Origin of the sequence: Streptomyces sp. NBC_01669 (assembly GCF_026339735.1) — a bacterium.
GTDB classification, from domain to species: domain Bacteria; phylum Actinomycetota; class Actinomycetes; order Streptomycetales; family Streptomycetaceae; genus Streptomyces; species Streptomyces yanii.
This window is the reverse complement of sequence record NZ_JAPEQG010000001.1, coordinates 5727018-5752528: the sequence shown is the minus strand read 5'-3', so window position 1 is coordinate 5752528 and position 25511 is coordinate 5727018. Positions and strand designations below refer to the sequence as shown.

Sequence of the window (25511 nt, the reverse complement as noted above, 5' to 3'; positions counted from 1 at the left end):
ACGTGCCAGACTGCATACAAGCACCAGATATCGAAGGCTGGATAGCAGTGTCTGACCCCGAAGCCTGGACTCCGCCTGAAGGATCCTGGGCGTCCTCAGCCGCGCGGCGGAAGAACATGCAGGCCATTCGGAGCCGCGATACAAAGCCCGAGCGGCTGATCCGCCGACTCGTCCACGCCAGCGGCCTCCGCTACCGAGTCGCGGCAAAACCTCTGCCAGACCTTCGCCGGACGGCCGACATGGTCTTCCGCCCGGCCAAGGTCGCAGTGTTCATTGACGGCTGCTACTGGCATGGCTGTCCCGAGCACTACGTCCCGCCCAAAACCAACCCTGGGTACTGGTCAGACAAGGTGGCACGGAACATGGCCCGAGACCGTGACACTGACCAGCGCCTCGCTGAGGCCGGCTGGCTGGTACTTCGCTTCTGGGAGCATCAGGACTCAGACACCTGCGCGCTCACGATCGTCAGTGCTGTCCGCGAGCGACGGCACACTCTGGCCCGGTAGCAGATCCTGCGTCTCCGCCTTGCGCTGCTTGTCGCGTTTGTGGGCGGCGTGCAGTACAGCAGCGATCGCCCTCCCCACTGCCTCCGCGACAGGCGGGGGAAATGCATTTCCCACCTGACGGTACTGGGCAGTTTTACCTCCGCTGAACTTCCAATTTTGCGGAAACCCTTGAATAATTGCCGCTTGTTCGACCGTCAGCATAGGGCCATCTGGACGGAAGAGGTCACGCCCTCGACTACCCTTTTTCTCGCTCTCTTCGTAGCCGTTAGCGACACCCATGCCGGACACACCCAACTGCTTCCAAGATGCCTTTGCACGACTCGGCCCCAGGTCAGCCCCACCGTGCTTCTTTGAGCCGCCGACGAGTGTAGGCGCGATGCCGCCATCCCTCTTATCCGCAGCAGCTTTGGATGCCCTGTCTTTCCAGTCATCGAGGCATTTCTGCGCCTCGGATGCAATATCTCCACCCATTTTCAGGTACGGCTGATACCTGGCCTCCATAGAGTCGTTGAGTGCCTCGAAAACGCTCTTCGGAGCGCCTGTTGCAGCGGGCCACACGAATTCGAGATCACCGAGCACATCCTTACGGATAGCCACAAGAACAGCTCGCGGACGCAACTGAGGCACACCAAAGTCACTGGCCTCTAGCACCTCCCACTTGCACACTTTGTAGCCGAGACCCCTGAAGTCTTCCTCCAGACCCGTCTCGGGCCGCTTGGCTCGGCCGCCCTGAAGCCTCGCTTCGATGTAGGTACGATATTCCTCGAACTTCGCGTCTTTAATCCCTCGAACATTTTCAATCATCACCGCTTTAGGGTGAAGGTCTTCAACGAGCTCTAGCATCCGAGGGAAGAGATCTCGCTCGTCATCCTTCCCCAACTGCTTGCCGGCGTGCGAAAAAGGCGGGCACGGAACACCCCCCGCAAGCAAGTCAAGCTTGCTACGCAAGAGAGGGCCGCCGAGGAACTTGGACGGCTTCTTCAATCCCGCTTCAGGGTATTTCTCACTAGGCAGCGGACGGAATTCATTGACATCATCATTAATGACGTCACAATGTTCCCGCTCCCAGCTCCACCCGTCGAGAGCATCAATGTTATTCGTCAGGGTAGTCGCGGCATGCTCATCAATTTCAACAAGTGCAAGGTGCTTAAAACCGGCCGCGTGGAGACCGATGGCTTGCCCCCCGGCACCCGCGCAAATCTCGATCGAGGTCAACACGTGACCCTCGCTCAAGGTCGGCGTGTTGTCGCTGAGCGTCATCGGCTCCTCCTGGCATGGCTGATACAGACACGCCAGTGTCGCATCTACCACCGACAACACTTACGACGCTCGCCCCATCCCACCCGGCCCAGTCAGCTCTCCAGCAGGTCTCGCAGACCCTGCCGCATCTCGTCTCGCAACGCGGCCGGAAGCTGCCGGTACATGCCCCACGCCTGATCGATTGGCTTCACAGGCCTGCCGTCTGCCTCCATCCATTCGAGCAGCTCTTGCTTGCTCCGGCGAGGAAGCGCCTTCACCCGCTCCCAAACCTGCGCGGAGTCCATCTGGACGCCGGTCAGATTCCTGACCAGCTCATTGCACCGCGCGCACTCAGTGATCAGATTCTCGGCATGAGCACCGCTCCCCGACGCGTGCGGGTTCACATGACCAAGCGTGAGCCGGGCGTGTGAGTCAGGCTCTCCTGGGTACGCCTCGGCCGCACCAACCCCACACCGCCGGCACATGTGCCTGTCACGCTCATACACATAGCGACGCGTCTTCGCGCCGATCTGGCGGAGTCCAGCCGCACGGTGCTCCCGCTCCCAGACCGGTGCCCCGACCTCCTCCAGATACAGCTGGTCCGGCTGCAGACTCGGCCTGTCCAGGTTCGTCCTGATTACCCAGCCCGCCGGACGAAGATCCCGCATGCGGCGATCCACCTGTTCAGCACCCGTGATGGCCGCTCGCAGCGCAACCTTCGAGAAGGTGCCGCCGACACCGACTTCATCCCGCAGCCACAGGGCCACACGCACTCGTGTGCCAAGCGTTGCATTACGCCAGTCCTGCTCCGGTGACGGCACGATCCATCCACTTCCGTTCGAATGCACATGCGAGTAATGAGCGATTTGAGTGATGACGTTAGCTTGCCGCCACTTGCCGCGGCAAGTGGCGGCAAGGTGCACTTGACGACAACCGCCATAGGCAAGTCAGCGAGAGGACACCCAGATGATTCCGCCGAGCGACAGCCACCAGCCGCCCCCAGGCCTCACATGCGTCGAGATCTGTGCCGGCGCCGGTGGTCAGGCCTTGGGGCTGGAGCGTGCCGGATTCCAGCACACCGCGCTCGTTGAACTGGACGGCGATGCAGTACGAACGCTTCGCACGAATCGCCCGCACTGGAATGTCCTCCATAGCAACGTCCGCGGCCTCTCCGCTGCCAGGCTCTGGCCAGGTGGCAACGAACAGGAGGTGGCGCTCCTCGCGGCCGGCGTGCCGTGCCCTCCGTTCTCACTGGCAGGCCAGCAGCTGGGGGCGGCTGATGAACGAGATCTCTTTCCAGATGTGCTGGCGCTCGCTGGATGGCTGAAGCCGAGGGCTGTTCTGATTGAGAACGTCAAAGGAATCCTGCAGGCAAAGTTCGACGGCTACCGCGCGAGGGTGCTTCGGCGGCTCAAAGAGCTCGGGTACGCGACCAACTGGCAGCTTCTTCGCGCCTGCGACTTCGGAGTGCCGCAGCTGCGCCCACGGGCGGTTCTTGTCGCAATGCGGCCCGCTTCTTTTACGAAGTTCGCCTGGCCGACACCGACTACGTGCCCGGACACCGCCCCGTCAGTGGGCAGCGTGCTCTACCAGTCCATGGCCTCACAAGGCTGGGAACTCGCTCATGAATGGGCGGACGCCGCCACCCGCATCGCACCGACGCTCTGTGGCGGGTCCCGTAAGCATGGCGGAGCCGACCTTGGCCCGTCCCGGGCAAGGCAGGCATGGGCGGAACTGGGCGTCAACGGTTCCAGCGTCGCCGACGACCCGCCTCTTCCGGGCACGCCTCTCCCTGTGAGGCTCACGGTGGCCCAGATGGCACTGCTTCAGGGCTTCCCTCCGGACTGGGCCATCACCGGGCGCAAAACCGCGGCTTATCGGCAGGTAGGAAATGCGTTCCCGCCCCCGGTCGCCGAAGCTGTTGGCCGCAGTATCGCCACCGCGCTGACTCATACGGGAAGCAGCGCCGATGACTGGAGTCCCCACACGGGCCTGCTCGGGAGGAGCGCGTCTGGCAGCAGCTGCCATGCTCCCGTGACGAGTCCTGGCGTAATGGCGTAAGGCGGAACCTCAAGCCGGGCCGACTCCCAACTCCCTTCTTTGGCCCTGTCCTCAGGAACAGCCGAGCGAAGCCACCGACGGCTTACGGTGGCTACATTCACCGCATTGCCGTCCGCGCCCACAAGGACGGCGACCAGAAACCATTCGAGGTCAGTCACCATCACCTCGTACTCGTGCCGCGTCAGGTGAACGACCAGGCGGGTGGGATCGGTCGTGGACTTGACCTCCAGATGCGCACGTTCCGCGAGACACCGCGCGGCCTCTATGTCGTAGCCGTAGGCGTCCGACTCTGCCGCCACATGCCGAACTTGCGGCACACCACCCTGGCGCAGCAACCGGAGGAGCGCACGCTCGCCGGCCGCTCCGATAGCCCTCCTGGCTTCCTCGGCGGAACGGCTCCAGTGGACCTGAGGAACTGCGGAGGCAATCCCCAGGTCACTCAGCTCACTATTGCTGACCTCTACGACAGGTTGGTTCGTCGCCGTCACCATGCCAGTCCGCCTGAGCCAGGCCAGGCCTTCGGCGTACTGGACCGGCGTGAGGTCCGCGTATCGCGGGTGGTGAGTGAACAACACCTGCGCACGCGGCACACCGGTTACGCGCAGCTGTGACAGCCAGCGGAGCGCGGCACGGCGCGTGGCTTCACTGGGCAGCGACGGCATCGACGTGCCTCAGCAACGCGCGGACATCAGCCATATCCATACCTGCGGCTCCCGATGGCTCGTCCTCAAGATCGGCCAACTGCTGAACAGAGGGGTCATCCAGGATCCGCCCCATGAATTCGAGCTTCTCTTCGAGCCTCATGGCCACTACCTCATCAATGGTGCCTTCAACCGCAAGCACGGTGACGCGCGTCTCCGTGCCAGGTGCAAGACCGAGCCGGTGGATCCGGTCCAGGCTCTGGAGAAAACGTCCCGCCATGAAGTCCCGGTCCACGTAGACGGCGTCATGGCAGACATGGTGCAAGCTGATGCCTTCGCCGAGAGTGGCCGGGTTGGACAGGAGAACGTGGCAGTCGGGATCCTCGCGGAAACGTCTGATCTGCTCTTCACGGTCAGGGGTCCCACCATGCACTACAGCGGGCCGGTACGCCGCGAACAGACTCTCCATTGTGGTAATGCTGCGCACGAACGTCGTCCAGACCAGGGTTTTCCGGCCCATCGCGGCGTTGGTCGCAACGATGTTGAGTGCTTCCTTGTACTTCGGAGAGAGCTCATGCCTCGGAAGGTTCCGCATCAGGGAATACAGCGACTCATCTTCGGGGACTTCGAGCGGCGGCACCTGGTACGTCAGTGGTTCATAGCGGCTTTCGCCCTCAACAAGCAATGCCGGACTGGTAGCTGCCATGAGCAGGCGCAGCATCGCCTTACCAAGGGCATCAAAGTCAGCGCGAGATGCCTCAGCCCTAGTGGTAAAGCGGCCAACCAGCGCGTCGTATACCTCGCGGTGCAGATCCGGCATCTGCAACCGCCTGATCCGCGTCTCGAACGGGGGCAGTCCCAGCTCGTTCTTTGTCGTGCGGGTGAAGAGCGGGCGGAGTACCGAGCTGGCGTGCGCGAGGTCACCTCCCGCGACGGCCTGCGTCACGACCCGCCGTCCATGGCCCGGCCAGACGAAAGACAGCAGGTTCTCCAGGTCCCGCGCCCCGTTCGGAGCCGGTGTTCCGGTCAGAATGAGGCGTCGGCGGCTCAGCGGCCCAAGCGCCATGCAGGCACTGCCGTATGTTCCCTGTGCCCCCAGCTTCATACGATGAGCTTCGTCAAGGATGACCATGGAGGGTGCGCCACGCAGCCAAGAGGCCAGCGCTGCGAGCGACTTATCGAGACGCTCATAGTTCACGATCAGGATCTCTGCTCTGGGGTCCGGACTCTTCCCCATCACGGTGGCGAGCGGCGGCTCCTTGAAGCAGAAAGCACCTTCCGACAGCCAGGATTCGTACGCTGACTTCGGGCTGACGACCAGCAGCCGGCGCACCTCGCTGCGCTCACGCATAGCTGCGTACACCGCGAGCCCTACACGAGTTTTCCCCGCTCCGGGAACGCTGAAGTTGGCACCGTGCTGCAACGACAACAACTGCGCGATATCACGCCGCTGGAATTCCGTGAGGTCGGCGCACCATGCGGATCCCAGCGCCGCTTCCACAGCGCTGTCGTCCCATATCGCTGCCGGAGTCGGCGCCTGCAGCTGCTGTTCAGCCCGGTCGGCATCGTCGAGAACTCCCCCAACCAGCGCGCCGAGCTCTTCCGCCCACACAACCGACTCTGGATGAGGCCAGTCGGCGAGAACGTCGATGCTCACAAGGAAATCGTCGAGAGAGAGCTCCAAGGCCAGCCGTCCGCGCAGTCCGCCTCCAGGGAAGCGTGCTGCTAGCCGGGTCAGATCACTGCGGTGCGGCTCACTAGCCCTTAGTACAGCTCTGGTCCGCGTCACGTCGAACCCGATATGCAGGGACGGTTCTTCCGCCACCGTCACGATGCCTCCTGGCGTGCCGCCTCGAGCAGCCACGCAACACCATCACCAGGTACCTCAATGGACTGGGCGGCGGCCAGGGCCAGCTTCCCAAGGGATGCCCTCAGCTTGAGAACCGCCTCGTCAAGGGCCTCCTCATCCAGGCTTCGGGATCCCCGGGCCAGCACCATGTCCGTGATGCACTGCTCAATGTCCTGGCAGGCATCGTAGAGGCGGTCTGGCGCGGCCTGCTTCCGCTTGCGTACCCGAGCGTCCTTGCCTGCGGGTTCCAGGGCGTCCTCTACCGCCTTATGTGCAACCTCGAACACTGAGGCGGCCTTCTCGGACTCAGCCAAAGAGACCTTGTCCCTGGCGCGGATGACAGCCTTGGCCCGGAGAACCGAATCCGTGAAGGCGCGCGCTGCGGCCACCTGTGGCACCTCAGCCTTTACCGCCCGGCCAATTCCGGGAATCACGCGCTCGGGAGCCGCCGCGGGGGCGGTCTTCAGTTCGTCCGGCAGCCGGTGCTCCAGGTAGCGCGTCCGGAAATCGGCTTCGATGAGGCGGACGTCGGTCTTGGAGAATTCCATCACGATGGCAGCCAGGCGGTTCTCCTTGAGAAGCTCGGCCTTCCTCGGATCAGCCTTGGATTCCTTGGCATAGGCACGGTGCACCTCGCGAAGCTTCTCCTGAGCATCCTCGAAGTCCAGCAGCCGGAGCTGCGCGTCTCCGGTCGTGGACCTATCCCTCAGATCACGGAGGCAGGTGAGCACCCAGAGGTCCTGCTCGGCCGTCGACTCCCGGATACGGAACTCCCGCGCGACCTCCTTCAGAGGCCGGCCCGCCCCGACTTGCTCGTCAATCGTGAGCAGCCGGTTGATATACGAGTATTCACGGCGGGTGTCGGGACGAAGCTGCAGGGACAGCTCTACCCTGTTGATGTCCGCCCAGGTGCAGGAGTCCGGCAGCACACCAACTCGGATATAGGCGACGCCAAGCTCGCGCAGCGCTGCCGCCCGGGTATTGCCGTTGACCAGGATGCCGTCGGGCGTGATGAGCCCCGGTTCGTTCTGCCGGAAGTCCTTGAGGCTCTGCTTCAGCTCATCGAAGTCCTGGTCCCTCTTTGACGGGTCGGACGGTTTAGCTTGGAGCAGATGCTGGAGGTAGCTCTGGCTCTCGTCGCTCCACGGGTCCTCGTCCAACCGACGGTCCCGCTGTGGATCGAAACTTCGCTGAGCCCGGATCCTGTGGGTGCCAGGGTTGTAGTAGAGGGACCCGAGCGGCATTTCGATGACCTGCACGACTTGCGGCTTCGTACGCCACTCAATCGTCAGCGTCTCCTGGAGCCCCGTTCCGGCGGCGGCCTCCTTGAGGCGCCGCTCTACGAGATCGGCATTCTCAGCGGCGAGCGGCGGCCGGCCGAAGTCCCCGACGTCCCTACTCACAGTGCGTTCTCCTCTGATTCGCGAAAGATGTAATTTCTGAAACATGGTGGGGCCGACACCACTGGCGGCCCCACCATGGTCCGTGGATCCCGCTCAGGCGGAGGGCAGCCCAAGGGCCGCACGGACCTTGTCCCTGGACTCAGCCGGCAGCGTACGGAAGTCTGCCCAGAGCCGCTCCACGACACCGAACTCCCGCTCGTCCGCGACAACCCACTCCGCCAGCATCTGACGCTGCAGCGTGCCGAGCTTCTCAATGCCCGCGATCACAGCGTCCAGGTCTGCCTCCAGCCCCCGACCGCCCACGCGACAGCGGTTGCACTCCGCGACGAACTGCACCGGGGTGCTGCCGTCGGGCTGCTTCACCTTCCGGCGGGCGATGTCGATCTGGGCCGACTCGAACGTGCCGGCGTAGACCTGTCCTGCCGTGATCCCGCACGAGCGGCAGCGGTTCCCGTCACTGGCCAGGATCTTCCGCCGCTGAGTGTCCGTAATGGACGAACTGTCCTTGGTGGCCTTGCCCGGCTCCCAGACCGGCTGCCCCTGCGCAACGAACCGCTGCTCGTGCTGGCCCAGCAGTGCGTCTTCCCTGTGCGTGTCGATCTGCCAGTTGTAGTCGCGCAGGTCACGCACCCGACGGTCGGCCTGGCTGATCCCGGGAAAGGCGTTCTTGACGTCTTCCTTGGTGAAGACGTTGCCCTCCCCTACGACCGTCACCAGCCACAGCGCGGCGCGCTTCATGGTTCCGAACTTCTCGTCCCGCCACGACGGCAGAGTCATTCCACATCCCCCTTTTGTCAGGTGCACGGCAACTCGGCAGGGACCAGAAGGAATCTTGCTGGCACCCCTTGCAAGCATCGCCAGTCTTCTCGCACCGCGACCCGCAACGCCAGGCTCCAGGAGGTTTCGAGGGGGGATGGAAAACATCCTCACACGCCGAAAAGGCCACTGCATCCGTGAGAATTGACTTGCCATCACCGCACATCAGAGGAACGGAAGTCGTGCGTGACGCCCAAGTCGCATAAGTGGAAAGAACTGCCGAGTGACATCACGGCGGCCCACCGGGCCCTGGTAACGGCAATGCGCGAGGTCCGGGAGTGCAGCCCCAGGACCCAGGCGAAGATCGCCGGAGATGCCCATCAGGCGGCGACGACCCTGTCGAACCATCTCAACGGCGGCCGCATCCCCGAGGAGGCCCTCCTGCAGGGGTTCTACGAGGTCATAGAGAAAGACGCCGCAGGAGGCGAACCCCTGCCGCACACCCTTGCCGCATTGCTGGAACTCCGTATCCACGCCCAGAAGAAGCACTGCGAGTGCTGCAGTGTCGGATACCCGCCTGATCACGACGACGAAGCGGAGCGGCCGGCTTCCGGCACTGTTCGGATGTCGCCGGTGCGGCGGCGGGCGCTGCTCCTTGGCCGTCAGACCCGTCGGCGCAAACTTTCGTTGCCGCAGACACAAATGAGGGTGCCGGTCCCCCGAGCGGAGGGGGACCGGCACCCTTCAGAAGCCGCCGAGCTCACATGGACGGAGACCGGAGTCGTGGCTGGCTACCTCGCCGATGGCCGGAACCGCGACGCAGACCTCCTGCTCTGGCGGGCGGGAACGTCCTACTCCGCGGACGACATCCTCAAGGCCGTGACCTCATGCCGCGCAGCTGGTTTGCAGAACGCCGCCGAAGCCATACTGATCAGCGCGGCAGAACGTACGGACAAGCGGGCCGTCATGAACATCACGGCGGCCTTCAACCACGCCGGCCGGCACGACGACGTCGGGATCCTGCTCGCCGCCGCGATCCGGGCTTCTGGCTGACCCTTGCACCCTGAGATCACGATCAGGCGGTCTCGGCGAGTACCTCCGCTTCCGCCTCGTAGTGCATCTGCGCGCGGTCGAGGAGATCGTCAGGGTCTCCCCCATGCGCGGCAACCCAGTGCAACAGGTCAGCGATAAGGTCCGTCGCGGACTCCTGAAGCATCCGAGCCGAGCGGTTCTGCACCAAGTCGGCGGCGCCAACCTCACGGCGGTACTGGGTCAGGGCCAGCTCAGCTCGCCGCACCCTCCGGCATTGCCCTTCGGGGTCCGCCCACAACTCGCACCAGACAGCCTTACCTGTTGATGTCAGCACTGTCCCCCAGGCGACCGCGACACCGGCAAGCAGGTGCAGGCCCCGGCCGCATTCCTCATCGCAGCACATCGGGCTAAGCGCCGGCACCTGATAGCTCTTGTCGTGCAGCTCGATCCGCAGGCGGTCCGCCGTCGGCTCCAGTACGAGCGTGGCGGACACACCCTCCCCCACATGCTTGATCACATTGGAGGCCAGCTCGCTGACCACGAGTTCAGCCTCGTCCGCGAATGCCGGCATCCCCCACGCCGCAAGCTGGCTTCTGACATTCCTCCGTAGCCCACGTAATGCGGTGGGCACGGCCTCAAACGGCAGCACGCTGCGGATTTCGGTTCCGCTGTCGCCACATACGGACATGCACGTCTCCTTCCGGCCACGTCAGCGCTACGCCTACCGTGTTCGTACGGCTGCGCTGCGTAGCTGCTTGCTGCGAGTATGGCAGCGAGAAGTCTCTCTATGTAACTTCTCACGCGAATCTCACGGGTGAATCTGCTGGTTCATCAACTGACGGTTCTCGTCGCCCTGTTGCATGGGGGCAACGGCCCGTACGGAACGAAAGGCAGCTCCGCGTGACAGCGAGGACCACGACCCGCCGCCGCCAGCTCGGCGCGATGATGCGGAAGCTCCGTGCGGCCAAAGGCATGACACTTGAGGAAGCCGGCCGGCTGGTCGGCGTGTCCAAGGCCACCGTCAGCCGCTACGAGACTCAGGAAGGGCCGGTGAAGTGGCCCATCGTGGACGCACTTTGTCAGCAATACGACGCGACAGCCGCGGAACGCAATGCAGTGGTCGCCCTCGCAAAGGACGCCAAGCAACAGGGCTGGTGGGCGCCGTTCACCGATTCCATCCCCGCCGATATGAGCTTGCTGCTGACACTTGAGGACGAGGCTCTACGAGAAGACCACTTCTCCTGCGTATACGTACCCGGCCTGCTTCAGACCCGCAGCTACAACACCGCCATCCAGCAGGCGAACGAGATGCGCCTCGCCCCCGAGGAGATCGCTCGACTCGTCGACATCCGCATGAAGCGACAGGAGATCCTGACCCGCCCCAAGCCCCCGCACCTCTGGGCAATCCTCGATGAGTCCGTGATCCGGCGCGTGGTCGGGTCACGCGAAATCATGCGCGAGCAACTCGGCCGTCTCTTGGATGCCAACGAATCACGGGACATCACCCTTCAGGTCCTTCCGTTCTCCAATGGGGCCCACACGGCGGCCTTGGGCAGCTTCGTGATCCTGGGCGGCGTCGAACCGTCCCTCGACGTCGTCTACGTCGACCTGCATGTCGGATCGCTTTTCATGGAGAAGGAAGAAGAACTGAGCCGATACCGACTTGCGTTCGACTACCTGCGAGCACAAGCCTTGGACATGGCCGCATCATCGGCAGTGATCGCGCGTGTCCGCAAGGAGATTTGATGGCTTCGTCTACTCGGTCCGTCCTGGCTCTTACGTGGTTCAAGTCCTCCTACAGCGGGGGCAACACAACCGAGTGCGTTGAGGCTGCCCATCTAGCAGAGTTGACAGCCGTGCGTGATTCGAAGGCCCCCGATGGGCCAAGGCTGACGTTCAGCCGTGCTGCCTGGGCGCCGTTCGTCACGTCCCTGCAGAGCACTTCGCCCGAGTAGACAACACATGAGGGCGAGGATCCTGCGGCAGGACATCCTCCCTACGCGTCGGGTCTCAGCTGGCTGCACGCACAGGCATCGGACTTAGAAGACGTCTCGGTTGGTGTGGAACTCACACTCCGCGCGCTGGCCCGGATGCCTGGCGGGTGCGTTGGCCCGGTCCTGCGGGCGGGTACTCCAGCCGAACGGGGCCGGGGTAGAAGGTCGCACTGTCCCAACCGGCCATCTCCTCGCCGATCAGGTAGCGGTACAGCCACTCGGCGAAGGTCATCGAGTGTGCGACCCAGTCACCTTCCTCGCCCTGTACCACCACACCGTCTGAGAACCCGTGGACCTGCGGAGCTCCGAAGACTGCGGCTCCTTGATCGGTGGAGGCGAGGGGCACGAGGCCCTCGGCGGTACCGAAGCTGAGCTGCGGGAGGTTGCAGAAGACGCGGGGATCGTCGTCAGGCCCCGTGACGTAGAACTCCCATGCGCTCTCGGACCAGGTCGCTGATGTCGAGCGGATCTCCTCGCCCAGGTTCCGCCAGTCGGACGCCGGATGGGATAGGCAGAGGTGTCCGTTGATCTGCACGGGTGCGTAGGCATCGACGATCCGCTTGTAGTCCGCCGGAAGGGTCCTGCCGAGTTCGTCCTCCAGACTGAGCCAGGCCGCAGGATCGGCGAAGCGTTCTTCCGCCGGGCCGAGCATGGCGAAGACGGCCGGCAGGTAGTCGGTCATGGGCCCTCGAAGGTGCTCGCTGGGAAACGTCTATGACAGCATCGACGACATCTCCTGTCCGCGGTCGGCCGGGGTCCTCGTTGTCATGGTATGGAGATGGTGCAGCAGTTAGGGCCCTGTTCTGACTTCAGTTCACTCACTGAGCTGATCCGGCTCCTGGAACCGGTCTACGACACTGGAGTTGTTGCTGAGACCGCCGTTGTGTACACCTCCAGCGCGGACTGCGGCTTTCGTCCGAGCAGTTTGCGCAGCATGTTGTGCCCGATGCCCGTGCCGACGTCCACGAGCTGATCGCCGGAGTCGAAGATCAGCCGCGCGACGAGTCGCGAGTCGAAGATCCAGAACGACAACGAAGCCCGCCCCTTCCGATGGACCTACGACGGCACCCCGCTCAAGGCCACCTGACCTCGCAGGATCAGTGCAGCGCTGCACTAGCCCTGGCAGCACGCCTGGACACACCTGTTCGGCACCGTCCACGGCCCACCCCGCCAACCAAGGGCTCGACCGGAACCGAACCGTGGAAAGGCTGGTCCGCGGCTACAACCTGACCATGCCCAACCACCGACCTGAAACCGGCTCGAATCCGGTCAGAAGATCACTCCCGGGTAGGGGTAGAAGGTGGGGGGGTAGGCGGGGTACGGGGGGTAGAAGGTGGGGGGGTAGGCGGGGTAGGTGGGGTAGGGAGGGTAGGCGGTGGGGGGGTAGGGGAGGTAGGTGGTGGGCCGTGGCTGCCATCCACACGCGCCTGGGTGCCAGTCGCACCAACTGTTGGGTACGGCCTTTGATGCGGTGGTCTTTGCCGGTACCTGTGGGGCCGCCTGGGCTGCGGGCGCAGCTACTGAAAAGGCAAGCGCCGAGGCCAAGACGGATGCACACACGAACCCGGGGATTCGTCCACGCACAGTTCTGGTCATGGTGAACCTCATCCTGTGGAGACCCCCGAGTTCTGCTGATCCCCCGTAACTCCACGCTCCGCCTCCTGCTAGCACCTGGCAACCTCTCCGCGCCCACCGGCCGAGGTATCTGTGGGGTCACGTCCGGTGGCGTGGTGTAACGATGGCCACGGTGATCCACTGTGAAAGCTAGGCGTTGAGGGCTGCCGGGTTGGTTGCCTCGGCGGTATTTCCTTCGATCAGGTGAAGGCGGCTGCGGCCGAGGATCTCGGGTCCCATGTAGCGGCGTTGTTCGGCCCATTCGTCGCTCTGCACGGCCAGGACGGCGCCGTACGCGGTGGACGACTGGCGCAGAGCGTGTGCCCACACCTTGGGTATGCGGGCCTTCGTCTACGGTTTCCTGCGGCCCCCGAAGACTGGTGGTCAGCGCTGACGGCGCCTGTTGCCAGTGCGCACTGAAGGGGCGATTTCAGGCCACAACACAATGCCCCTTACGCTGCGACATGTCGGTCAGCAACGGTCGGCCGGAAACGAAGGGCGACACCATGACCTCAGAAGCCAACACACAGGGCACCGTCGATGCCACAACAGCCTTGCTGCAGGCGGAACTTCCGCGCCTGGAAGAGCACCAGCAGGCTCTGGAGAAGGAACTCGCGACGGTCACCGAACGCCTGGAGTCGGTGCGCACCGCTCTGACCGCTCTGCAGGCGCTGTCCACCGCTCCCCCGGCACCGGCACCTGTGCTGGTCGGCAATGAGCCCAGCGCCGTCCCCGCTCCGTCGGCGAACGCTGAGACGGAGACGGAGAACGTCGCCGCTCCTAAGATTCCGCGGCAGGCGCAGGGGCGCACCGACTCTGCCGTCGAGGCGGAAGCCCCGCAGGAGGAGGCAGCAGCCACCCCTGCTCGCCGTACGGCCCGGAAGGCGCCCGTGGCCAAGGGCCGCAAGCAGGCGCCCGCCAAGCAGAAGAGCGAGCCTGCCAAGAAGGCCGTCACTGCCAAGGCCGCCAAGCCCGCGAAGGCCGCCGAGCCCGCGAAGGCCGTCAAGCCCGCGAAGGCCAAGGCGCCGAAGAAGGCTGCGCCCGCCGCACCGGCAGTCGACGACAGCGGCAGCCTCACCGAGATGGCCATGAAGGTCCTGGCCACGTTCGGCGACACCCCCGTCCGTGCGCGTGACGTCACGAAGGCCCTGGGACGCGAGCTCACCCCCGGCAGCATCAACACCGTACGCAGCACACTCGACCGGCTTGTCGGCACTTCCCGCGCCCACCGAGCCGGCCGCGGCCTCTACCAGGCCCCCGCCAACTGACGCCTCCCCCGGGAGGAGCCGCCCGCACGCCCCTGTCACTGGCTGGAAGCCGTGACGGGGGCGAAGGGTGTTTCTCAGTCGCTGAGCTCGCTGAGGCTGTCGTCAGCCACCATCGAGCGCGCCGGGCGGCGCCCCGTTGATCTTCGCGAACCGTTCCCGCCACGGGATGCGAGCGGGTTCCGGTGCGGGCGCGCCGTAGAAGGTCGCGTACGCGGTGGACTGGCGGCACGGGGGACATTCCGTCTCTTCTCCCAGAGGACGGAAGACGTGTTCCTCACCAGGCGAGGAGCAGACGACCATGGTCGCGGCCGACGGAAGTTGAGGCAGCGGGGTCGGGCCCTCGGGAAGCTTCTGGATGAGGCGGTAGCGCAGGAAGCCGACCGCCGAGCGCACGCCGCCTTCCGGGCGTTCGGCCAGCAGTGCCTGTCGCAGGTCGGACTCGCTCAGCCCGCGCTCCAGCCACTTGACCGCCTCCACGGCCAGTGCGCGGGCCTCGCGCATTCCCAGGTGCAGTTCGCGGCGGGTGTGGCGCAGCGAGAGCAGGACCCGTTCCGCGCGGGCCAGTTGGAGGGACTCAGCAGCCGACCCCGCCGTCGGTCCGGGGTCGGGGTCCGTCGTCGGCTCGGCTTCGGAGGGTGGGTGGGGAGTGGTCTTATCACTGTGGTCTTCTACCGGTTGATAGCCACCGGCCCTCCGGGCGGTCGGTTCGCCGACCGTCGGGAACTGCGTACTCGGTGGCGGGGTGGTGGGCGGGACAGCCTCTCGTAGGTGTCCTGCCTGCTCACTCGTCAGAGGGGTGTTCGCGACCAGTTGCTCGGTGACCCAGCGGCCTCGACCGCCCTGGCTTCGCCACTCGTGTACGTACCCGTGCGCGACCAGCTGTTCCTTCGCCTTCTGGTACGCGCGGCCCTTGATGCCCAGCTTCCGGGCGAGTTCGCTCAGGGGCTTGCAAGTGGTCTCTTCGGGAAGGCCCTGGATGTACAGGAGCAGGATCTTCGCGTCACTGCTCAGACGCGGATGGCGCACGACATCGTGCGATGCCTTCGTGAAGCGCCGAGACGGGGCGATAACATGACGCAGCATTTCCGGTGGGCTCGATCCACTGGTGATGAAGGCCCTCGGTTGGTGTTGGCGCACCACCGGGGGCCGCTCCATGTGCGCGTACACACACAGAGCGTGATGGTTTCGTCACCGTACCGCACGTCCGGCATCTCCCACCATGTGAACAGGACTTCACATCGCGCCCTCGGTGTCTGTCAGGCACCCAGCACGTGCGCGAGAAGGATCTGTTGGGCCGGAGCAGTCGCGCATCGGGGAATTGAGGTCCGCCCCGCCGGTGACCTGTGGTCTCCGGCGGGGCGGGCAGTCAGTACGGAGCGGGGAAATTCGCCTGTTCGGGCGTGATCAGATGCGCACCGCGGCCTGGTAGCTGCCGATGGTGTTCATCGATTCGTAGCGGACGTAGGCGCCCGGGTACGGGGCGTGCAGCACGGTGTTGTTACCCGCGTAGAGGCCCACGTGCGAGGTGTTACTGAAGAAGACCAGGTCGCCCGGCTTCAGGGCGCTGCGCGCGATGCGGGTGCCCTGGTTGATCTGGGTGTACGTGGTGCGGGTGATCTGGGCACCGGCCTGGGCGTAGGCCCACTGGGTCAGGCCCGAGCAGTCGAAGGAGTTGGGGCCGGTGGCGGTGCGGACATACGGCTTGCCCACCCGGGTGGAGGCGGCCTGGAGGGCGGCGGCGCCGAGGGCGGAGGCGGGGGCCTCGTTGCCGAGTTCGACCCGGTCGCCGGCGGCGCGGCTGGCGCGCTGGTCGTCCTGGGCCATCTTGGCGCGCTCGGCGGCGGTCAGGGTGTTGAGCAGGCGCTGCGCCTCGGCGAGCTTGCCCTGGAACTTCTTCTTGTTCTCGCCGAGCGTCTTGCGGACGTCCGCGAGGTCGCCCAGCTTGTCCTGGGCCTCCTTGCGCTGCTGCGCGAGGGCCCGCTGCTTCTCCTGGATCTTCTCCAGCGACTCGGTCTGCTTGGCCGTCAACTGGTCGAGGGCCGAGGCCTCGTCGAGGAAGGTGTCCGGGTCCGAGGCGAGGAAGAGCTGCACGGACGGGTCGATGCCGCCGGAGCGGTACTGCGCGGCGGCGAGCGAACCGAGGCCGCTGCGGAGCGTGTTGAGCTCCTGCTGACCGCGGGCCACCTTGTCCTGCAGCGCGCCGACCTGCTTTTCGAGCTTCTGCTGCTGTTCCTTGGCCCCGTTGTACTTCTCGGTGGCCTTCTCCGCCTCGTGGTAGAGCTTGTCGACCTTCGCCTTGACCTCACTCTTGGTCGGCTTGGGGTCGGCGTGTGCGGCCTGGGAGGTCAGGGCCACGGCCGCGGCGGCGGTCGCGGTGAGCACGGTCACACGGGCGCGGCTCGGCTGCTTGGGACGACGGTGGGACGCCACGAAGGCGAGCTCCTTCTTCCTCGAGCCGCCTACCGGGCTGTGGGGGACTGAATCCCCGGCTCCGTGCACGTCACGGACTCGGCGGTTCCTTCGCTGCCACCCCGGATGGGTGATCAACCGTGCGAAGGTTCGAAGCCCGACCTTAGTGACCATCTTGTAATCAGTTCAATCCAATCTCGACACACGAGGTACTTCTTTACTCACATCACACGGCGTGTAGCGGCGACTTGACGGTACGTTTCCTGATTTCCGGCACGTCGCAACAAGTCTCACTAGACGCGTGAAAGCCGCTTCAGGGGCAAGATGGACGCAACGGGCTTGGCGCCGCCTTCCGCCACCCCGTCGGCCACCTCGCGATCGGTGGAGACCACCACGACAGGCCGTCCGGACGGTGTTTCACGGCGGCCTTGGCGCCGGACTTCCGCACGGCTTCGGGACCGTTTTTCAACGGCCCCTGGCCGTGCGTACGGTGGCTGCCCGGACGATCAGGGCTGAGCCTGCAGCCAGTTCATATCGTGGGCGTAGAGCACGCGCTGGCACTGGTCGACGCAGCTGGACGACTCAGCCGTGGTGTGCTCGGAGACCGACCACAGCCTGGACCTGCCACGCTCGATGTAGAGGTCCTCAGGGCCCACGGCCGTCTTGATCGCTTCGTGTGTGAGGGTCAGCTTGCCGTTGGTGAGCTCGGCCTGCCAGATGCTGCCCTGGCTGTAGGCGCTGCTCTGGTTGAAGTAGAAGTTGCCGTTGTAGGCAGCGGCTCCCTGGATGCCCTCCTTGGGGAGGTAGTTGGCCCACGGCTGTGCGGCCACGTCGCCGCTCCAGGATTCGAGGTTCGCGATCGGGTACGAGCTGATCCGGCCGGTGGACGCCATCATGATCTGGTTGGGGTTCCCGAGGTCGATGCCCGGGCGGCAGTACTCACCCATGACGAGCCGGTCCGGGGTCGTGCTCCGGTCCAGCGAGAGGTACGAGGCCTTGGGAGCGCCGTAGTCGGTGCACCAGGAGATCGGGGCGCCGCTGCTGTACTTCGAGGCGTTGTACTGCGGGGACTTGAACTTCCAGCTGGCCACCTGTGGCATGACGTACCGGTAGCCGTAGCTGTACCAGACGTTGTTCTGCCGTCCGACCTTGGTCTTGTCCTCGACGTTGGACGTCGTGTGGACGCCGTCCGTGTCCGCCCCCATGTCATCGTGGGTGGTGGGATCGCCGTCCGGGTCCAGGTCCATGATCTTCTCCATGCTGAAGACCCGGATGCCGTTCATGGTGTCCGCGACATAGAGGTAATTGCCGTACCAGACCATGCCACCGGCGTGGATGCCTGCCTGCAGCGGCTTCTCGTCGGCGTGCAGCGCGTCGTACGAGATGTGGTCGGCGCTGTTCTCGTACAGCCAACCCAGCAGGACATGACGGTACTTGACGGTGCCATCCGCCCGGCGCTGGACGAAGGTGACCCGGACACCCTTCTCGTTGCAGGAGTCGTGCGCCTTCAGTTCCGCCTCGTTGCAGTCGCCGATCGAGTTGTCGTTGGAGTCGCGGCCGGGGTTCCAGTTGTCGTACGAGCCGAACATCGTGATGTCCGAGGCTGTGCCCCACAGCTCGTTGTCCTTGGCGTCGGAAACGCCGGTGACCGCCTGGGGGATCCATTCCTGGGATGTCGAGTCATCGTCCATCAGGCAGTACTTGATGGCGGGATCCTCGGACGTCAGAAACGGGTCGCGATCGGCGCAGTTGACACGGGCGGTGCGGTTGGCGGCGAGGAGCAGATTCTGCACCCCCTGCTTGGGCAGAATCGCGTCGAGCCGCTCCACACGGCTGGTCAGGTTGCTCCCCGCCGTCAGCGTGAAGTCACCGGACGAGGCCGCCCCGCCCGGTTCGGTGAAGTCCTGCGCGCGGAAAGCCGGCTGCTCCGCCATGGTGGCTCTCGGTTCCTGTACCCAGGACTGGGTCTTTCCCGGTGGCGGGGTGGGCACGGAATCCTCGGCATGGGCGGGCGTCATGAGCCCGCCGAAGGCGAACGCGGCCGCCGTGCAGGCGGCCAACCATGCCTGGCCTATTCGTCGTTGGGGCACTGGTGCTTCCCTCCAGTACATCTGAGAAAGATGATTCGACGGAGGGTCACAGAACGTACGCGCAGGAAGCAAAGTTCGTGCGATTCTCGACGCGGAGGCGAATGTCCCGCATGGCCGACATGGCGGACCGAGACATGAGTGGGTTTCCTACGTGGAGCCGAGTACCGCGAACCACAGGGGCGCCAGGTGGTGTCCGTGGGCGGCTGGCGCGATCGGCACCCACCCGAGATTACTGTTCGGTAACACGGGTGCGCGGGGGTTGGCGGCACAGGCGGCGCGGGATTGACTCATCAACCATGACTGAGTGGACCGGCCGCACCGCCGTCGAGATCGCCGCCGCCGTACGCGAAGGACGGGCGAGCGCGGCCGACGTCACCCGCCAGCACCTCGACCGCATCGCCCGGCTCGAACCGGGCTTGTCCGCGTTCCGGCACGTGCGGGCGGAGCAGGCGCAGGCCGAGGCGGAGGCGGTGGACCGGCGGGCCGACCGCGCCTCCCTGCCGCTCGCGGGAGTCCCCGTCGCGGTCAAGGACAACATCGCGGTCGCGGGCGAGCAGGCCCGCATGGGATCCGCTGCCACGTCGTCGGATCACAGCCCCACCGATCACGTCATCGTCCAACGGCTGCGGGCAGCGGGCGCCGTGGTGGTCGGTCTGACCAACGTGCCGGAACTCTGTCTGGTCCCGATGGCCGACAGCGTCTACGGGATCGCGCGCAATCCCTGGAACGAGCAGCGCACGCCCGGCGGCTCCTCGGGCGGCAGCGCGGCCGCGGTGGCTGCCGGTCTGGTCCCACTGGCGCACGGCAACGACGGGTTCGGCTCGATCCGGATCCCCTGTGCCTGCTGCGGAACGATCGGGATCAAGCCGGGGCGGGGCGTCGTGCCGCACGCACCGGACGACCCGACCTGGTTCGACCTGGTCGAGAACGGCCCGATCGCGACCACGGTGCAGGACGCGGCCCTCGGACTGGCCGTGATGGCCGACGAACCGGGCTTCGCGCAGCTCGGCGATGTGGGGACGCTGCGCATCGGCGTATCGGTCCGGTCGATCTCGCCCGGCTTTGCGATCGCGGCCCAGTACCGCCGTGCCGCGCTGGAGACCGGGACGCTGCTCAAAGGACTCGGGCACACGGTGACCCGGCACAACCGGCGCTATCCGGCATGGCTGGGACCCGCGTCGCTGAGCTCCTGGTTCGCGTCGGCGCGCGCGAGCGCAGCGGGACTCGACCGCGCCGGACTCGACCGGAGCACGCGCCGACTGGCCGCGGTCGGCGGGGCGTTGGCGGCCCTTCACCTGGACGGGGCGCACGGGCGCGACCGCTGGCGCACCGACGCCGCAGAACGCTTCTTCGGGCAGATGGACGTGTTGCTGCTCCCCGCGCTCAGCCAGCCGGCGGCGCAGGCCAAACGGTGGGGCGACGCCGGTGGACTGCGCACCACGGCAGTCAGCACCCGCACGGCCTCGCTGTTCGGCTCCTGGAACATCGCGGGCTGGCCGGCGCTCGCGGTTCCCGTGGGTGTGGGCGTCGACACCATGCCCGTCGCGGTGCAGCTCGTGGCCAAGCCCGGCGGCGAGAAGCTGCTGCTGGAACTCGCCGCGCAGATCGAGGCGGCCAAGCCCTGGCCGCGGCACGCCCCGCGCTATGCCGCACACAGAGACGGCAACAGGGACGCGGCGGTCGCCGGAGAAGGCTGACCGGGGCAGGAAGCTGACAACCACGAGCGGCTACTGAACGCGCACCGCCCTCAGCCGCGTTCGAAGCGGTGCAACTGCCCGATGGCCGAGAAGCCGCGGCGCTCGTACCAATAGCGTGGCCAGTCGTCCGCATCGGCGATCAGGAACCGCGTACCGCAGCCCGCGTCGGTGGCCATGCGCAGGGCCGTGGCCAGGACCGCGTCGGCGTGGCCGCGGCCGAGGTGGGTCTCGGAGGTCATCAGGTCCTCGATCTGGGCGATGCCGGATGCCGGGTCCAGATAGAGATCCGCCCACGAGGCGACCTCGCCCTCCTCCGTGCGGGCCGCTATGAAGTGCACGGCGTCGGCGCCGCGACGGCGGGTCTCGCGGCGGTCGACGAGGTGGCGTACGACCGTGTCGTCGGCGTCCGGGAGGAAACCGCGCCAGCGCCGGGTGAGCGGCGCACGGATCGCGTCGAGGTCCACCTCCTCCGCGTGGCTGCCGCCCGGCGCCGGACCTGTGTGTGCCATGACCAGTTGGACGGAGTGGGTGTATCCGGCGCGGATCAGCGGCTCCGCGCACGCCCTCCCCGTCTCGTCGTCGAGGACGGAGATCCGTCGGAACGGCAGATGTCCCAGCGCCTCGTCCGCAATGCCGGGCAGCGTCTCGGGGGTGGCGGGCCCCTCGATGACGACCTGGTTGTTCGCGTGCGAGTGCGCGAAGGCATCGTCGAGGACGGCGAATCCGCCCGGGAGGTCGATGGTCTGCGCGGCCTGGCGGCGGGCGAAGGCCGAGAGGAAGGCACTGATCGGCTGCAGTTCTGGGCGTGGCATGGGGCGAGCTTAGGGAGCCGTGGACCGCGGGCGCCTTCGGATTTCCCGGCCCGAGCAGCCTCCCGGTCAGCGAGAAGCCGAAGCTCTGCGGTTGCGCACTGCCTTGACCGTGACGGTCACGGCCACCGCCACGATCACGATCAGCGCGATCGCCCCGATCGCAGGCCGGCCGCCCTGGTTGAAGATCGCCGAGCCCAGCATCAGAGCGACCATCGGCACGAACTGCAGCGCCACCCACAGCACGATGAGGCCGATGGCCACCCGGACGACGAACCAGAAGCTCGGTCGCCGCAGGTCCCGTACAGCGCTCTCCAGACGTGCCAGGTCCGAGGCCATGCGCTCCTGGCTCTTCTCCAGCGCTGCCAGGCGTTCTTCGAGTTCAGGGGTGGTCATGGGCATGACCCTAAGTGACAGGGTGGCAGGGAGACCATCACCGCAGTCCCGACTTCCAGCCGGTGCCGGTCCGGGTGGTGCTCCCGGACAGCCGGACGTTCTCCGCTCAGTGCCGCCCGCAGTGTGGCGCGGCCGGCCGCAAGGGCCGATCGCCCGTACGGTGAGCCGGTGACGCGTCTACTTCCGCGGCGACACCGACCCGACCGGGACGGTCGTGCGTATTCCCGGACGGACTACGCGGGAGCCGTTTACGGATCCCTCCTGGCTGCCTCCGTGATCGCCGCCACGAGCGCGGTCGGCAAGTTCCCCCGCCTCGAGACCGTCGTACTGCTGCTCGTCACCGGATTGGTGTTCTGGGCCGCCCATGTCTACGCGCGCCTCGCCGGTGAGAGGTCGACCGGCCGGTCCGTCGACTGGTCCGAGGTGCGCCGGGTCGGGCGGAGCGAGTGGTCGATCGTCGAGGCGGCCGCGCTACCGGCCGCCGCCGTGAGCCTCAGCCCGCTTCTCGGACTGGGCCTGAGCGCCACCTGGTGGCTCGCCCTGGCGGTAGCCGTGGTGCAGCAGATGACGTGGGCCTGTCTCGGTGCCCTTCACGCCGGTGCCTCGCATCGGCAGGCGGCCGTGGAGTCGGTGGTCAACCTGCTGCTCGGACTGGTCATCGTGGTGGCCAAGGCCGCCCTGGGTCACTGAGGCAGCTGCTGCCCGCCTTCACGGCGACGTATCACCTCACCGTGATCCATCACGCAAGGTCATGTGAAGACACGACCCAGGGCCTCTCCCCGGGGGCGGGGCGCGAGGGGGACGCGGCCCCGTCAGCGGTAGTCCTCCGGGTGGCCCTGCATCCAGGTGTTGATGCGGTCGCGCGTGCCGAACAGCTCGGAGCGGTGCTTCTCCAGATTGTCCGTGGAGGTGTCGCCCTTACATGGACGTGCGCAGGGCGGCCAACCACGCCACGGGCTCCTTGAAGTGACCGGGGCCGTTCGGGTACGCCTTCATCGACGCTTCCAGGCCCATCAGTTGGTCATTGACCCGGCCCAGGACGTAGCCGCAGTCGCCCGCGCCGGGGGTGCAGGTCTCGTCCAGGGTGGCCTGGAGCGTGGCGAAGGCGTCGCGGACCTGTGCGGGCCTGGTCGCGAGCGTCCCGGATGCGGCGGCGTCCTCCGCGGCGGCTGACGCCTCGGCGTCCGCTTCCGCGTGCGCCTCGGCCGCCTTGGACGCGGCTGCCGCGTTCGCCGACGGCGCCACGTACGGGACGTCGCCGCCGGGCCCCTCCGTCGTGTCGGCGCTGCTGCAGCCCACCAGGAACGCACCCAGAAGCAGCGGCAGCGCTGCGGCGGCACGTGTGAACGTATGGACAGACATGAGGCCCCCCTCGCCGATTGGCCCAGACCATACCTCACAGTCGGTCGCACCGCGCGGGCCATGAACTCCGCGATCTGCGCGCACAGTTCGCCCGGCCGGTCCAGGTGCACGTCCTGTCCCGCGCGCCGGGGACCACGCACACCGCGCCGGCGGATCGTGCCGCCCTCAGCCCGTGATCAGGGTCTGGAGCGCGGGCGCGTACAGGTCCGCGAGGTGTTCGGGGGTGGCCAGTGCACCCGCGCCCTCACGGTGCAGGCTCAGGGTGGCGCCGAGGCCGAGGAGGTGGCCGGCGATCAGTTCGGCGCGCAGGGCGCGTTCGTGGCCGGGGAGGCGGGCGGTCAGTGCCTCGGTGACCTGTTCGTGGAAGCGGTCGCGCAGCAGCGACCGTTCGTCCCGGTTGCCGAGGGAGAACACGACGCGCAGGAGCGGATCCGTCTGCTGTTCGCGGCGGCGGCGCACGAGCGTGATCACCATGTGGCGGCCGAGCTCGTCCAGCGGGGCGTCGAAGAGCTCCTCGGCAGCCGGGCCGAAGTCGGCGACCGTCTTGAAGAGTTCTTCCTTGCGGCCGAAGTGCTTGACCACCAGGGAGGGGCTGACTCCCGCGTCGGCGGCGATGCCCCGGATGGTCACATCCGCGTACGGGCGCTGAGTGAACGCCCGCCGGGCCGCCCGCAGGATCGCGTCCCGGCCCGAGCCGGGGTCGGTGGGGGCCGGAGCCGGAGCGGTGGCCTGGCTGCCGGTCATGCGCCCTCCTCGATCGTGATCGTCCGCGCACCGCCCCTGCGGTCGCTGCGGCTCTCTCCGACCGTACCCGCCCCGGCCGTACGCTGGCCGGGCAGGAACAGCGTGACCGTCAGCGCCAGCAGCGCCGCGCCCGCCGCGATCAGGAAGACCAGCTGATACGCGTGGAGCGTCGGAGCCGTCCGGCCGCCCACCCGGAACGTGAGGTTGGTCAGCACGGCGGCCACCGTCGCGCTGCAGAACGCCTGCCCGATCGATCTCATCAGCGTATTGAGACCGTTGGCCGCGCCCGTCTCGCTGACCGGAACCCCGCGCATCACCAGCGCGGGCAGCGCCGAGTACGCGATGGCCGTGCCCGACGCGACGACCGTCGCACCGGCGATGATCAGCCACAGGCTGTGGCTGGTGAAGTAGCGCACCACATAGCCGACGGCGATGATCGCGGCCGCCAGCATCAGGCTGACCTTCGGTCCGTACCGTGCGGAGATCCGGGCCGAGACCGGCGAGAGCACCACCATCGACACGCCGCCCGGCAGCAGGCACAGTCCGCTGACGACGAGCGAGGCACCGAGCCCGTAACCTGTCGCCTTCGGCTCCTGCACCATCTGCGCGGTGACCAGGGAGTTCGCGTAGAAGGCGAAGCCGATCAGCAAGGCGGCGACGTTGGTCAGCAGGACGGCCGGGCGGGCCGAGACCCGCAGGTCGACCATGGGCGTCGTCACGCGGAGCTCGTACGCGCCCCAGAGCAGCGCCACCACGACGGCGCCGACGAGCAGTCCGACCGTGCGGGCGGACGTCCAGCCCCAGTCGGCGCCCTGCGTCACCGCGAGCAGCAGACAGACCAGCGCCGCGGACAGCCCGAGCGCGCCGACGGCGTCGAAGCGGCCGCGGGTGCGCAGCGGGGACTCGGGAACACAGCAGAGCACCAGCACGATGTCGATGAGGCCGATCACGCCCGACACCCAGAACATGGTGTGCCAGTCGAAGTTCTCGACGACGAGCGCGGCGACCGGCAGCCCGACGGCCGCACCGATGCCGAGCGTCGAACTCATCAGGGCGACCGCGGAGAGGACCCGCTCGGGCGGGAGTTCGTCACGCAGGATGCTGATGCCCAGCGGTACGACGGCGAGCGCGGCGCCCTGGAGGGCGCGGCCGGTGATCAGCACGCCGATGTGGGAGCTCACCGCGCACAACACGGAACCGATGACCAGCACCGCGAGCGAGGCGACGAGCACCCGCCGCTTGCCGTACATGTCGCCGACCCGGCCCAGGACGGGCGTGAAGACGGCGCCGGTGAGAAGGGTGACGGTGACCAGCCAGCTCGCGGCGGCGGGGGTCGCGCCGGTGAGGGCCGGGATGTGCGGGAGGAGCGGGACGACGATCGTCTGCATGACCGCGACGACGACCCCGCAGAAGGCGAGGACGCCCACGGCGAAACGGGGGTGGTGCGGGGCCGGGGTCAGGGCGGCCGACCCGTCGGGGGCAGAGGTGTCCGCGGGCATGCGATCTCCGTGGGGTGTTCGGCGGTGGAAGCCAGGGGGGTGCACAGACGTTCACCTCCTAGGGTAAACGCTTGTGCACCCCCTGGGGAGCCCGGGTCGCCACGCGCCGCGTTAGCCTCGGACCACAGCACACGAAGAAGCC

General features: G+C 66.6%; 25 protein-coding genes and 2 pseudogenes. 8 read left to right on the top strand and 19 right to left on the bottom strand.

Going from position 1 to position 25511, the window contains the following annotated elements; translation table 11 throughout:
- Positions 1-47: 47 nt before the first annotated feature.
- Complete coding sequence (locus OG972_RS25840) at positions 48-506, top strand: very short patch repair endonuclease (RefSeq protein WP_266985246.1); 459 nt, start codon at positions 48-50, stop codon at positions 504-506.
- Here OG972_RS25840 and OG972_RS25835 read toward each other — a convergent pair.
- Positions 441-1766 (bottom strand): DNA cytosine methyltransferase, encoded by a 1326-nt coding sequence (locus OG972_RS25835; RefSeq protein ID WP_266985244.1) that lies wholly within the window; start codon positions 1764-1766, stop codon positions 441-443. The two genes, OG972_RS25840 and OG972_RS25835, sit on opposite strands and share 66 nt — an antisense overlap.
- Positions 1767-1858: 92 nt before the next feature.
- On the bottom strand, positions 1859-2512 hold the full coding sequence (locus tag OG972_RS25830) for an HNH endonuclease (protein WP_266985243.1): 654 nt from the start codon (positions 2510-2512) through the stop codon (positions 1859-1861).
- A 199-nt stretch (positions 2513-2711) separates the two neighbouring features.
- Between OG972_RS25830 and OG972_RS25825 the strand changes: the two genes are divergently transcribed.
- A complete protein-coding gene (locus tag OG972_RS25825; RefSeq protein ID WP_266985242.1) occupies positions 2712-3806 on the top strand; it encodes a DNA cytosine methyltransferase in 1095 nt (364 codons plus the stop codon).
- Here OG972_RS25825 and OG972_RS25820 read toward each other — a convergent pair.
- The 4 genes from OG972_RS25820 to OG972_RS25805 all read right to left on the bottom strand — a co-directional run bounded on the left by OG972_RS25820 (position 3695) and on the right by OG972_RS25805 (position 8476).
- Complete coding sequence (locus tag OG972_RS25820; RefSeq protein ID WP_266985240.1) at positions 3695-4297, bottom strand: DUF3883 domain-containing protein; 603 nt, start codon at positions 4295-4297, stop codon at positions 3695-3697. The two genes, OG972_RS25825 and OG972_RS25820, sit on opposite strands and share 112 nt — an antisense overlap.
- A gap of 151 nt (positions 4298-4448) precedes the next feature.
- Positions 4449-6278 carry a DEAD/DEAH box helicase gene (locus OG972_RS25815; protein ID WP_266985238.1) on the bottom strand — a complete coding sequence of 610 codons (1830 nt, stop codon included), beginning with the start codon at positions 6276-6278 and terminating at the stop codon, positions 4449-4451.
- Positions 6275-7699, bottom strand: coding sequence for a transcriptional regulator (locus OG972_RS25810; RefSeq protein ID WP_266985236.1), 1425 nt, complete (start codon positions 7697-7699; stop codon positions 6275-6277). Before OG972_RS25810 ends, OG972_RS25815 begins: the two co-directional genes overlap by 4 nt.
- A gap of 93 nt (positions 7700-7792) precedes the next feature.
- On the bottom strand, positions 7793-8476 hold the full coding sequence (locus OG972_RS25805) for a hypothetical protein (RefSeq protein WP_266985234.1): 684 nt from the start codon (positions 8474-8476) through the stop codon (positions 7793-7795).
- 225 nt (positions 8477-8701) lie between these two features.
- Here OG972_RS25805 and OG972_RS25800 point away from each other — a divergent pair, with 225 nt between their 5' ends.
- Entirely contained in the window at positions 8702-9508 is an 807-nt protein-coding gene (locus OG972_RS25800; protein ID WP_266985232.1) for a hypothetical protein, read from the top strand.
- A gap of 22 nt (positions 9509-9530) precedes the next feature.
- On the opposite strand, the gene OG972_RS25795 is transcribed toward OG972_RS25800, so the two are convergent.
- The gene (locus tag OG972_RS25795; RefSeq protein ID WP_266985230.1) at positions 9531-10175 is read right to left on the bottom strand and encodes an ATP-binding protein; all 645 of its coding nucleotides are present in this window, start codon (positions 10173-10175) and stop codon (positions 9531-9533) included.
- A 212-nt stretch (positions 10176-10387) separates the two neighbouring features.
- Between OG972_RS25795 and OG972_RS25790 the strand changes: the two genes are divergently transcribed.
- Positions 10388-11233, top strand: a complete 846-nt coding sequence (locus OG972_RS25790) for a helix-turn-helix transcriptional regulator (RefSeq protein WP_266985228.1) — start codon at positions 10388-10390, stop codon at positions 11231-11233.
- Entirely contained in the window at positions 11233-11442 is a 210-nt protein-coding gene (locus OG972_RS25785) for a DUF397 domain-containing protein (protein WP_266985226.1), read from the top strand. Before OG972_RS25790 ends, OG972_RS25785 begins: the two co-directional genes overlap by 1 nt.
- Positions 11443-11554: 112 nt before the next feature.
- On the opposite strand, the gene OG972_RS25780 is transcribed toward OG972_RS25785, so the two are convergent.
- The 3 genes and pseudogenes from OG972_RS25780 to OG972_RS25770 form a co-directional block, all read right to left on the bottom strand.
- Complete coding sequence (locus OG972_RS25780; protein WP_266985224.1) at positions 11555-12163, bottom strand: SMI1/KNR4 family protein; 609 nt, start codon at positions 12161-12163, stop codon at positions 11555-11557.
- 167 nt (positions 12164-12330) lie between these two features.
- Positions 12331-12513, bottom strand: coding sequence for a hypothetical protein (locus OG972_RS25775; protein ID WP_266985222.1), 183 nt, complete (start codon positions 12511-12513; stop codon positions 12331-12333).
- 732 nt (positions 12514-13245) lie between these two features.
- Positions 13246-13408 (bottom strand): annotated as a pseudogene (locus tag OG972_RS25770) (IS256 family transposase); the annotation flags it as partial.
- Positions 13409-13601: 193 nt separating this feature from the next.
- Between OG972_RS25770 and OG972_RS25765 the strand changes: the two are divergent.
- Positions 13602-14363, top strand: a complete 762-nt coding sequence (locus OG972_RS25765; RefSeq protein ID WP_266985220.1) for a hypothetical protein — start codon at positions 13602-13604, stop codon at positions 14361-14363.
- Positions 14364-14465: 102 nt separating this feature from the next.
- Here the strand turns inward: OG972_RS25765 and OG972_RS25760 are convergent, their stop codons facing one another.
- The 4 genes and pseudogenes from OG972_RS25760 to OG972_RS25745 all read right to left on the bottom strand — a co-directional run bounded on the left by OG972_RS25760 (position 14466) and on the right by OG972_RS25745 (position 18862).
- Positions 14466-15446 carry a hypothetical protein gene (locus OG972_RS25760; protein WP_266985218.1) on the bottom strand — a complete coding sequence of 327 codons (981 nt, stop codon included), beginning with the start codon at positions 15444-15446 and terminating at the stop codon, positions 14466-14468.
- Between the two features lie 321 nt (positions 15447-15767).
- Positions 15768-16793, bottom strand: a complete 1026-nt coding sequence (locus OG972_RS25755) for an NlpC/P60 family protein (RefSeq protein ID WP_266985216.1) — start codon at positions 16791-16793, stop codon at positions 15768-15770.
- A 272-nt stretch (positions 16794-17065) separates the two neighbouring features.
- Positions 17066-17215, bottom strand: a pseudogene (locus OG972_RS25750) (RNA-binding protein); the annotation flags it as partial.
- Positions 17216-17278: 63 nt separating this feature from the next.
- Complete coding sequence (locus OG972_RS25745) at positions 17279-18862, bottom strand: hypothetical protein (protein ID WP_266985214.1); 1584 nt, start codon at positions 18860-18862, stop codon at positions 17279-17281.
- Between the two features lie 296 nt (positions 18863-19158).
- On the opposite strand from OG972_RS25745, the gene OG972_RS25740 reads away from it, so the two are divergent.
- Positions 19159-20559 (top strand): amidase, encoded by a 1401-nt coding sequence (locus OG972_RS25740; protein WP_266985212.1) that lies wholly within the window; start codon positions 19159-19161, stop codon positions 20557-20559.
- A gap of 50 nt (positions 20560-20609) precedes the next feature.
- Here OG972_RS25740 and OG972_RS25735 read toward each other — a convergent pair whose 3' ends face one another.
- Together OG972_RS25735 and OG972_RS25730 are read right to left on the bottom strand one after the other, a co-directional pair.
- The gene (locus OG972_RS25735) at positions 20610-21371 is read right to left on the bottom strand and encodes a GNAT family N-acetyltransferase (RefSeq protein ID WP_266985210.1); all 762 of its coding nucleotides are present in this window, start codon (positions 21369-21371) and stop codon (positions 20610-20612) included.
- A gap of 66 nt (positions 21372-21437) precedes the next feature.
- Positions 21438-21764: a hypothetical protein gene (locus OG972_RS25730; protein ID WP_266985208.1), complete on the bottom strand. Its 327-nt coding sequence runs from the start codon at positions 21762-21764 to the stop codon at positions 21438-21440.
- 273 nt (positions 21765-22037) lie between these two features.
- Between OG972_RS25730 and OG972_RS25725 the strand changes: the two genes are divergently transcribed.
- Complete coding sequence (locus tag OG972_RS25725) at positions 22038-22454, top strand: hypothetical protein (protein ID WP_266985206.1); 417 nt, start codon at positions 22038-22040, stop codon at positions 22452-22454.
- Positions 22455-22682: 228 nt separating this feature from the next.
- Here the strand turns inward: OG972_RS25725 and OG972_RS25720 are convergent, their stop codons facing one another.
- The 3 genes from OG972_RS25720 to OG972_RS25710 all read right to left on the bottom strand — a co-directional run bounded on the left by OG972_RS25720 (position 22683) and on the right by OG972_RS25710 (position 25369).
- Positions 22683-23126: a hypothetical protein gene (locus tag OG972_RS25720; protein WP_266985204.1), complete on the bottom strand. Its 444-nt coding sequence runs from the start codon at positions 23124-23126 to the stop codon at positions 22683-22685.
- A 165-nt stretch (positions 23127-23291) separates the two neighbouring features.
- On the bottom strand, positions 23292-23870 hold the full coding sequence (locus tag OG972_RS25715; protein ID WP_266985202.1) for a TetR/AcrR family transcriptional regulator: 579 nt from the start codon (positions 23868-23870) through the stop codon (positions 23292-23294).
- Positions 23867-25369 carry an MFS transporter gene (locus OG972_RS25710; protein WP_266985200.1) on the bottom strand — a complete coding sequence of 501 codons (1503 nt, stop codon included), beginning with the start codon at positions 25367-25369 and terminating at the stop codon, positions 23867-23869. Before OG972_RS25710 ends, OG972_RS25715 begins: the two co-directional genes overlap by 4 nt.
- Between the last annotated feature and the right edge of the window lie 142 nt (positions 25370-25511).

Excerpts from the sequence above, each read along its gene's own strand:
- OG972_RS25835 (WP_266985244.1), bottom strand. The coding sequence starts at position 1,766 with ATGACGCTCAGCGACAACACGCCGACCTTGAGCGAGGGTCACGTGTTG.
- OG972_RS25825 (WP_266985242.1), top strand. The coding sequence starts at position 2,712 with ATGATTCCGCCGAGCGACAGCCACCAGCCGCCCCCAGGCCTCACATGC.
- OG972_RS25820 (WP_266985240.1), bottom strand. The coding sequence starts at position 4,297 with ATGGTGACGGCGACGAACCAACCTGTCGTAGAGGTCAGCAATAGTGAG.
- OG972_RS25805 (WP_266985234.1), bottom strand. The coding sequence starts at position 8,476 with ATGACTCTGCCGTCGTGGCGGGACGAGAAGTTCGGAACCATGAAGCGC.
- OG972_RS25795 (WP_266985230.1), bottom strand. The coding sequence starts at position 10,175 with ATGTCCGTATGTGGCGACAGCGGAACCGAAATCCGCAGCGTGCTGCCG.
- OG972_RS25785 (WP_266985226.1), top strand. The coding sequence starts at position 11,233 with ATGGCTTCGTCTACTCGGTCCGTCCTGGCTCTTACGTGGTTCAAGTCC.
- OG972_RS25780 (WP_266985224.1), bottom strand. The coding sequence starts at position 12,163 with ATGACCGACTACCTGCCGGCCGTCTTCGCCATGCTCGGCCCGGCGGAA.
- OG972_RS25765 (WP_266985220.1), top strand. The coding sequence starts at position 13,602 with ATGACCTCAGAAGCCAACACACAGGGCACCGTCGATGCCACAACAGCC.
- OG972_RS25760 (WP_266985218.1), bottom strand. The coding sequence starts at position 15,446 with ATGCTGCGTCATGTTATCGCCCCGTCTCGGCGCTTCACGAAGGCATCG.
- OG972_RS25740 (WP_266985212.1), top strand. The coding sequence starts at position 19,159 with ATGACTGAGTGGACCGGCCGCACCGCCGTCGAGATCGCCGCCGCCGTA.
- OG972_RS25735 (WP_266985210.1), bottom strand. The coding sequence starts at position 21,371 with ATGCCACGCCCAGAACTGCAGCCGATCAGTGCCTTCCTCTCGGCCTTC.
- OG972_RS25730 (WP_266985208.1), bottom strand. The coding sequence starts at position 21,764 with ATGACCACCCCTGAACTCGAAGAACGCCTGGCAGCGCTGGAGAAGAGC.
- OG972_RS25720 (WP_266985204.1), bottom strand. The coding sequence starts at position 23,126 with ATGTCTGTCCATACGTTCACACGTGCCGCCGCAGCGCTGCCGCTGCTT.
- OG972_RS25715 (WP_266985202.1), bottom strand. The coding sequence starts at position 23,870 with ATGACCGGCAGCCAGGCCACCGCTCCGGCTCCGGCCCCCACCGACCCC.
- OG972_RS25710 (WP_266985200.1), bottom strand. The coding sequence starts at position 25,369 with ATGCCCGCGGACACCTCTGCCCCCGACGGGTCGGCCGCCCTGACCCCG.